Source organism: Microcoleus sp. BM001215392 (genome assembly GCF_036700185.1).
Taxonomy (GTDB): domain Bacteria; phylum Cyanobacteriota; class Cyanobacteriia; order Cyanobacteriales; family Microcoleaceae; genus Microcoleus.
The window spans coordinates 9,029-17,716 of the sequence record NZ_JAUBOJ010000035.1; the positions used below are offsets into that span (position 1 = coordinate 9,029).

Sequence of the window (8,688 nt, forward strand, 5' to 3'; positions counted from 1 at the left end):
CATTAGTAAGTTGTCAGTAAATGGTTTGTAGTGAGGACTTTAGTCCTTAAATTATGAGGACGAAAGTCCTCACTACAGACTTTTGTTTGTTGGCGGATTCACTAAATTATGAGGACTAAAGTCCTGACTACAAACTTTTGTTAGTTGTTGGCGGATTAACCACACCGGAATGATTGGCAATGTTGCCCGCAGGTTCAAATCGACCGCCTAAATATTTGGCGAGGAATTCTTCGGCGATCGCGTAAAAGTGCAACCGATTTTCCGGCCGCGCAAATCCGTGTCCTTCGTCTGTATAAAGTACATATTCTACAGGTTTCCCAGCTTGCTTCATAGCATTGACAATTTGCTCGCTTTCTGATGCTTTGACTCGCGGATCGTTGGCACCTTGGGCGATGAGTAAAGGTTTTTGAATGCGATCGACAAAAAATAAGGGCGATCGCGATCGCAAAAACTCTGGTTCAGTTTCCAAATTGCCGATACGGTGAGACTCCATTCCTTTCAGCGCTTCCCAGTAAGGGGGAATAGTTTCCATCATTGTAATCAAACTACTAGGCCCGACAATATCGACGGCGCAGGCAAAAACATCGGGACTAAAAGTCAATCCCACTAAGGCGGCATAACCGCCGTAGGAACCGCCCATAATCGCAATTTTATCCTGTTGGGCAATTCCTGTTTCTACCAGCCAATTTACGCCATCTAGCAAGTCGTCGTGCATTTTAGCTGCCCATTCGCGATTGCCGGCATTGAGAAAGGCTTTGCCGTAGCCGGTGGAACCGCGAAAATTGATTTGCAAAACGGCGTAACCTCGGTTTGCCAGCCATTGGGCTTCTGAATCGTAACCCCAGGTATCGCGTCCCCAGGGGCCGCCATGTACTAGCAAGACTGTCGGTACGGGTGTGGTGACGCCAACCGGTTTTGTCAGGTAGCCGTGAATGGTTAAACCGTCTCTGGCGGTGTAAGAAATCGGTTCCATTGATGATAGCGGTAGCCCTTCGAGTTTGGGTTGGTTGCTGAATAGAAAGGTGAAGGTTTTGGAGGCGCGATCGAACGCATAGTATTGACATACTCCCGCCGCTAATCGGAGTACCGATATAGCGGGGGATTCTTATTCGTGGTTCACAGAGAATTACTTGCAGTCTTTGATTACTCATCGACTGTAGAGGTACATCTCTCCCCGCGCTTTCCCTCATTCTCAGAGGCAGATCCTTCTTGCCCAGAAGTACTGTGTTTATTCCACTCAACACCAAGAATGTTCAATCCCTTATGCAGGATATTTAAAGCCGCATTTGTATCGCGACAAATCTCAATCTTGCAGTTGGGGCATGAATGCGTTCTAGTACTAAGAGACTTTTTCACTCGATGACCGCAATTAGAGCAATCTTGAGACGTATAGTTTGGCGATACTGCCACAACTGCTTTATCCCAAATCTTGCCGTAGTAGTCTAGCCATTGAGTGTACTGATACCATCCAGCATCCGAAATCGACTTAGCCAAATGATGATTTTTGACCATGTTCGCAATCTGCAAATTTTCATACACCACGACATCGTTAGATATCACTACGTTTCGGGCTTGCTTAATTGCCCAATCTTTCCGTTGGCGTTGAATTTTGAGATGAACTCTTCCTAGTCGTTTCCGTGCTTTGTGGTAGTTGTTTGATTGCGGTTTGGCACCCTTCACAAATTTCTTGCTTAATCGACGTTGAGTTTTCTTGAGTTGCTTTTGGGCCTTCCTCAAGAATTGCGGATATATTACAGCATTGTCATTTTGGTCTTTGGTGAAAAACTTCAACCCTAGATCTAATCCGACAACATTGCCTGAATATTCCCCTTGCTCTTTGCGAGCGGTATCAAAACAGAATTGGGCATAATACCCGTCTGCTCTCCGCACGATCCGTACACGATTAATTTTTAGCCTGTGCAAGTCTTCCTGTGTTTCGTTGTTGCAAAATATTGACAATGTTCCGATTTCAAAACCATCTGTGAATGCAATTGATTTGCAATCATCCGATAGTCTCCAGCCCGAAACTTTATACTCAACAGAGCGACAATGTTTTTTAAACCTGGGAAAACCTTTCTTGCCTAGGCCTTTTTTGCATCGAGCATAGAAACTAGAGATAGCAGCCCAAGCACGTTCAGCACTAGCCTGACGAGCAGCAGAGTTAAGCTTTTTAGCAAAGCCAAACTCTTTAGCCAAGTCCTTGCAGATGCTGTACAAATCGGCTTTACTCGTACCTTGATTGTCCATCCAATAGCGAACGGCTTTGTTCCGAATGAACTGTGCTGTTCGGATGGCTTCATCAATAGCAGAATATTGCTCTGCTGTACCGTGTTTTAGCTTGGCTTCTCTAACTATCATGAAGCTATGATAGCATGATTTTATCTAGAAAAACTCAGATAAAACACTGATTAAACAATGAATTTGTGGGCGACAACATGCCTGTCCTCCTTCCGATATCTATCGATTGTCGGGATTGTCGGACAGGCAATCGTCGCCTCACTCGCATTCATCCCACCACCAAACGGAGTACCGTTCTGGTGGGGGCATTCTGCTGTTTTAGGTAAACTGGGCCGTCGTCTGTCATGTAAGCGACTAGCCACGTGGTGTCTGCGAGGTTGCGGCTGGCGATCGAGAATTCGCCGGGACGGAATTTGCCGAGTTCCTCAAAATCCTCTGCTATGCTTTGGTCTAAAATCTGCCATTCCTGCTTGTCCTTGTAGAAGGAAACCGCTTGAATTTCTCGCTTGGTGGGGTGTACGACAATACCTCCAACATCGTATTCAGAATCGGAGGCGAGATCAGTTTCTTGTTTGGTTTCTAAGTCGAATGCGATCGAACGTTTGGCGTTAGCATCGTGATTGCCAATTATATACAGAATTTTGCCGTTTTCTGAGAACATAACGGCGCCGCCTTCCTCATCTGGGCCCCAGCTTCGCAGGCTTTCCCAAGACTTGTCCGCAGTTTCTCTACCTAACAATTCTGAACCGCCGCCAGCAGTTGTGGCTGTCGCCGCCCGTACTTGAAATTGAGCGTCAGCAGTCCAACCGACGATGTTACCTGGATTTTCGGTGTCGAGTTCAACGGCGCCGTTTTTGAGGTTGATGCGGTAAACATCGTGCTTGCGCCGATCGCGGATGTTCATTCCCACTAAGATTTCATTGGGGAAGTTGCGGTCAATGGCGATCGGCTGAGCTTGAATTCCTTGAAATGGTGTCAAGTCGCGAACCAGATTTGACTGGATATTGACTGAGAAGAAATGCCAGTTTTCGTCACCGTCAGCATCTTGGACATAAATGAGTTCTTCGCCGCTGTAAGTCCAAAAAAAGATGCGGATGCCGCGTTGTTTATCGGCTGTTAATTGGCGATCGTCTGCTTGACCGACTGTACGCAGTCGCACTTGCAAGACGTTGTTTTCATCGGGTGCAATGTAGGCGAGATACTTGCCGTCGGGTGAAAGGCTGGGGCGAGTTTTTTCAGGATTTCCGAACAGAATTTCTCGCTCGATTAGCGGTGGAAGTTCTGTTTTTAGCTTTTTAAATGTAGAATTTTGCATTGTTTATTGTCCTTAAGATTTTACACTCTAGATTCCCGCAAGCATTTTTTGATAAAGTTGTATAGAATCCGATCCCCCCTAGCCCCCCTAAAAAAGAGGGGGACAAGAGTATTCAAAGTGGGTCTTGTTAAGGGGGATTTAGGGGGATCGAGATATATGCAATGACCCATAAATTGGTATAACAGTCAACAATTAGCTTTTAAGCAACTCCTGAATCGGCTTGCTAATCCAGTTGAAACCAACTTTTAGTTGGTGGTCAAATGTTGGCATTCGATAGAGATAGGCTAGGCGGCGCGCAATATGTGCTAGTTGTCCGTCGAGTTTGATTCCTAAACCTGTGAGGGTGGCTTCGTCTGTTCCTAATGTCATCATTTCTCCTAGCGGCTGGTACCGGAAAGGTAGTAATGGTCGATCGCTCAGGGATGCCCATATGTTCCAGGCGGTGTAGTCAGCTTGCTGGAATGCTGTTTGGGCTGTGGATGGGACTTTTTGACCTGTGGCGTCGTGACATTCTGCTAAGTCTCCCAAGGCAAATATGTCTGGATGGTCGATGATTTGCATTTGGGAGTTAACTATTAGTTGACCGCGGTGGTTTTGTTTGAGGGGGAGCGATCGCACTGCTTGACTGACTTGAGTTCCTACTGTCCACAATACTATGTCTACGGGGAGAACGTCTAATTGTCCTTTGTAGAGTAAGGATATGGTGTCGGATTCGATCGCCTCTACTGCTGTGTCTAAGTCGATCCAGACTTTGCGTTTTTCTAATGCTTTGTTGGCGGCTTCGCGGTTGAACTCGGGTGATGTCCGCAAAATCGTGTCGCCTTGTTCGACTAATCGGACGCGACCTTTGTCTCCGAGTCGATCGGCTAATTTACAAGCTAATTCTACTCCCGAATAACCGGCGCCGACGATCGCAATCCGAATTTTGTCGGGGTTGCTGGCTTCGAGAAACCGCAGTCTTTCTTCCAAGCGGTAGGCGTCGTCGAGGCTGCGGAACGAGTAAGCGTATTCAACGGCTCCTTTGACCATATCTAGGGGAGTTTCGCCGCCTAAAGCTAATACGAGGCGATCGCACGGAATTTCTGGCCCGTCGTGTAACTGCACTCGTTTTTCCTCCACGTCGATGCCGGAGACAGTGCCTTGACAAAAACGCACGCCTGTGTTTTGCAGGAGTTCGGCAAAGGGCGGAGCGATTTCCCAGGTTTGGAGTTCGCCGGTGAGCAGTTCGTACAGCAGGGGAACGAACAAAAATCGATCGCGGCGATCGACTAGGACTATTTCGGGTTTTTCGGCTTTGGAGAAGGGTAACTGACTCAAGCGCAGGGCTGTGTAGAGTCCGCCGAAGCCTCCGCCGAGAATGCAAATCCGGGGTTGTTGTTGAGCCATGGTGTTTGTTTGAGGGCGATCGGTAGCAAGGCAACTTATCTTATTCTAACGAGAGTCGGGGAGGGGAAGAGGGGGAGATGGGGAGATGGGGAGATGGATAGGGGGGAGGGAGCAGCTCATTTTTGAAAGAAGCATTTTTTACCATAGTGCTGTCCCCGAAGAGCGATTATACTGCTCGGGAGCGGGGACAGCACTATATGCAAAACTGAGATTCTGCCGGTGGGGAGATGGGGAGATCGGGAAAATCTTCCTTCTTCCTTATTCCTTCTTCCTTCTTCCTTGTTCCTTGTTCCTTCTGCCTATTAGCCGCCATCAAATTTTTTGAATGTTCGGACAAGTAATTTTGTACTATATTAATTAATAGCGTATTATTGCGTAAATTAAATTCACTTTTTATACAGCCATCTACTCTAACACTTGCCCCCGCACTCACAAGTGAAAAAATCATGCAAATTTCCTCAAATTCTTCTAAATTTAAGAACGGCGATCGCCCTAACGAAGACAGCTCATCTTTGTTAAGCAGCGAAGAACGATATAAAAATTTAGTAGCTAATATTCCCGGTGCGGTTTATCGCTGTAGCTGCGACTTTACGGGCACCGAGGGCGAATCAACACGGACTATGGTGTTTTTGAGCGGGGGTGTTCAAGAAATATCTGGCTATCCACCCTCTGATTTTATTAACGATCGCGTGCGTTCTTTTGCCAGCATTATTCATCCTCAAGATCGTAAAAATGTGGATGATGCCCTCAAAAAAAGTGTAGCAACCAGAACTCCGTACATTGTGGAATACCGGATTGTCCGGGCTGACGGTGAAATTACCTGGGTTTGCGAAAAAGGTCAAGCTGTTGGTGGGGATGGGGAGGAGGTTAGAGGAAAACAAGAGGAACAAGGGGAAATTGAGGAATTTTTGTCGGCGGTGGTTTCTGGAATTTCGCCGATCGCAAATTATCTGTCTCGGGTTGTATATCTCGATGGAGTAATCTGGGATATTACCGATCGAAAGCGGGCTGAGGAAAAATTGCGAAATACTCAAGATTTTCTGAATGCGGTACTGCAAAATCTCCCGGTGAGCGTGTTTATTAAAGATGCTGTGGAACAAAGATTTATTTATTGGAATTCTGCTAGTGAAGAATTGTTTGGCTATTCCAGTGAGGAAGTGTTGGGAAACAATGCTGCTGATTTGTTGGAAGTAGAGCAGGCTAGTTACTTGCAAGCACAAGATTTAGAAGTATTTGCCACGGGAAAAGGCATCGATTTGCCCGAAGAAACTATCCAACTTCCGCGCCGGGGAAAGCGGATTTTGCATACTAAAAAAGTTCCTTTGTTTGACAGTTATGGCGCGCCTAAGTACATTCTGGGTATTGCTCAAGATGTTACCGAAAGCAAAAAAACAGAAACAGAATTATTGCGGTTGGCGATCGTGGCTCAAAAAACGCAAAATGGTGTGATTATTACGGATGCTCAAGGCTGTATTGAATGGGTGAATCAAGGATTTACTCGGATTAGCGGTTACGGGCTGGCAGAAATGCTGGGAAAAAAACCGGGTGATGTGCTGCAAGGCCCTCAAACAGATCCGCTAACTATTGCTCAATTGCGATCGGCTTTCGCTGCGGGCGAGCCGTTCAATCAGGAAATTTATAATTACAGGAAGGATGGAAAGGGTTATTGGGTGGCGCTTTCGATCGCCCCAATTTATCAAGAAACCGGGGAACTAGAAGGTTTTATTGCGGTGGAAACCGATATTACCGATCGCAAGCAAGCAGAGGCAACAGTCAGGGAAAGCGAGAGTTATTACCGCTGCATTGTCGAAACTGCTTCGGAAGGGGTTTGGATGTTTGACGCCGACAGCAACACGACTTTTGCGAACTGTCGGATGGCCGAAATGCTGGGGTATACTGTGGAGGAAATGCTGGGGCGATCGCTATTTGAGTTTATCGATGACGAGGCTCGGGGAATAGCCGAAAGTTATGTGCAGCGCAGGCGACAAGGCATTCGCGAACGCCACGATTTTCAGTTTACTCGCAAAGATGGCTCTCACTTGTGGGCGATCGTCTCAGCGACGCCAATGTTCGACGCTAACGGCGAATTTGCCGGAGTTTTGCGGATGATTACCGATATTAGCGATCGCAAACAAGCCGAAGCAGAATTGCGCCAAACTCTCCAAGAATTAGAATTTGAAAAATTTGCCTTAGATCAATCGGCAATTGTCTCGAATACCGACGAATTCGGGGTTATTACCTATGTCAACGATCAATTTTCCGAACTCTTGAAATATTCCCGACAAGAATTGCTCGGAAAAACCCACAAACTTGTCAATTCCGGCTATCACTCAGCCGATTTTTTTAAGCAGCTTTGGTCAACTATTCGCCAGGGAAATGTTTGGCGGGGAGAAATTAAAAATCAAGCTAAAGACGGTAAATTGTTTTGGCTTGATACTACGATTGTACCTTTCTTAAATTATCGTGGAGAACCCCATCAATATGTAGCAATTCGCAAAGATATTACCGATCGCAAACAAGCAGAAGAAGCAGTGCGGCTTTCGGAAAGTCAATTGAGGACTAAAAATCAAGAATTGGCAAAAGCCCTGCGGGACGTGCATAAAACTCAAAGCATGATGGTTCAAAATGAAAAAATGGTAAGTTTGGGGCAGTTAGTAGCAGGCGTCGCTCACGAAATAAACAATCCAGTTAGCTTTATTTACGGCAACGTCATGCACGCTGACGATTACTTTCAAGACTTGCTAAAAATGCTGCAACTTTACCAGCGAGAATACCCGGAACCAACAGAAGCAATTCGAGAAGAAATAGATGATATTGATTTGAATTTTCTGCTAAAAGATTTGCCGAAACTGTTAACATCTATGAAAATGGGAGCCGAGCGAATTCGCCAGATTGTGCTGTCATTGAAGAATTTTTCGCGCTTGGATGAAGCTGAACAAAAACAGGTTGACATTCACGAAGGGATTGACAGCACTTTGTTGATTTTGCAGCACCGATTCAAAGAAACCGCAGGACATCCGAAAATTGTGCTGCTCAAAGAGTTCGGGAATTTGCCCCGCGTACAGTGTTATGCTGGACAGTTGAATCAGGTATTTATGAATATTATTGCCAATGCCATCGATGCTTTGGAAGAGGCAATGGAAACCGGACAGTGGGCGGAGGGGGAACAGGCGCCTATTCCTTATTGTCCTTCCCCGACTCTGCGGATTTGTACTGATGTAAAATACGAACAGGTTGCTGTTTTTGATGATTCTGTTCGGCATCCTTCTCATATTGTGATTCGGATTGCTGACAACGGGCCGGGGATTCCGATAGATGTTCATCAAAGGCTGTTCGATCCGTTTTTTACTACGAAAGAACCGGGGAAAGGTACTGGTTTGGGGCTGTCTATCAGCTATCAAATTGTGGTGGAAAAGCACGGTGGGCGGCTGAAGTGCAATTCCGCACCGGGTCAAGGTACAGAATTTGCGATCGAGATTCCTGTCACTAGAAGTTATACTTAGGATCGCGAATTAAATAACTTACACATATTTGTGGGATGGACGGGCTCCCCCGCCCATCCCACAATCACAATAAAAAATGTAAGTTATTTAATTCTCATTCCTTAACTGCGGGTTGGGGTTCTCAAGGGAGTTTTTCACCCTGTCAATTTTCCGCATCCATTTTAGCGCAGTCCGGCAGGGGTTTAAACAAAAGCCGATGGAGCGAAAGTCGGTTAAAACCGACTAATATTAAATCTGGGTTGAATA

General features: G+C 46.1%; 6 protein-coding genes. 1 reads left to right on the forward strand and 5 read right to left on the reverse strand.

Annotation, left to right across the window (positions count from 1 at the left end):
• Nucleotides 1–127 precede the first annotated feature (127 nt).
• The 5 genes from QT974_RS06480 to QT974_RS06500 all read right to left on the reverse strand — a co-directional run bounded on the left by QT974_RS06480 (nucleotide 128) and on the right by QT974_RS06500 (nucleotide 5,387).
• Entirely contained in the window at nucleotides 128–973 is an 846-nt protein-coding gene (locus tag QT974_RS06480; protein WP_333467702.1) for an alpha/beta hydrolase family protein, read from the reverse strand.
• Between the two features lie 170 nt (nucleotides 974–1,143).
• Nucleotides 1,144–2,358 (reverse strand): RNA-guided endonuclease InsQ/TnpB family protein, encoded by a 1,215-nt coding sequence (locus QT974_RS06485; RefSeq protein ID WP_333467703.1) that lies wholly within the window; start codon nucleotides 2,356–2,358, stop codon nucleotides 1,144–1,146.
• Nucleotides 2,359–2,506: 148 nt separating this feature from the next.
• The gene (locus QT974_RS06490) at nucleotides 2,507–3,553 is read right to left on the reverse strand and encodes a TolB family protein (RefSeq protein WP_333467704.1); all 1,047 of its coding nucleotides are present in this window, start codon (nucleotides 3,551–3,553) and stop codon (nucleotides 2,507–2,509) included.
• A gap of 192 nt (nucleotides 3,554–3,745) precedes the next feature.
• Entirely contained in the window at nucleotides 3,746–4,939 is a 1,194-nt protein-coding gene (locus tag QT974_RS06495; protein ID WP_333467705.1) for an NAD(P)/FAD-dependent oxidoreductase, read from the reverse strand.
• 193 nt (nucleotides 4,940–5,132) lie between these two features.
• Entirely contained in the window at nucleotides 5,133–5,387 is a 255-nt protein-coding gene (locus tag QT974_RS06500; RefSeq protein ID WP_333467706.1) for a hypothetical protein, read from the reverse strand.
• On the opposite strand from QT974_RS06500, the gene QT974_RS06505 reads away from it, so the two are divergent.
• Nucleotides 5,386–8,442, forward strand: a complete 3,057-nt coding sequence (locus tag QT974_RS06505) for a PAS domain-containing sensor histidine kinase (protein ID WP_333467707.1) — start codon at nucleotides 5,386–5,388, stop codon at nucleotides 8,440–8,442. The genes QT974_RS06500 and QT974_RS06505 overlap by 2 nt on opposite strands.
• The last annotated feature ends 246 nt before the right edge of the window (nucleotides 8,443–8,688 follow it).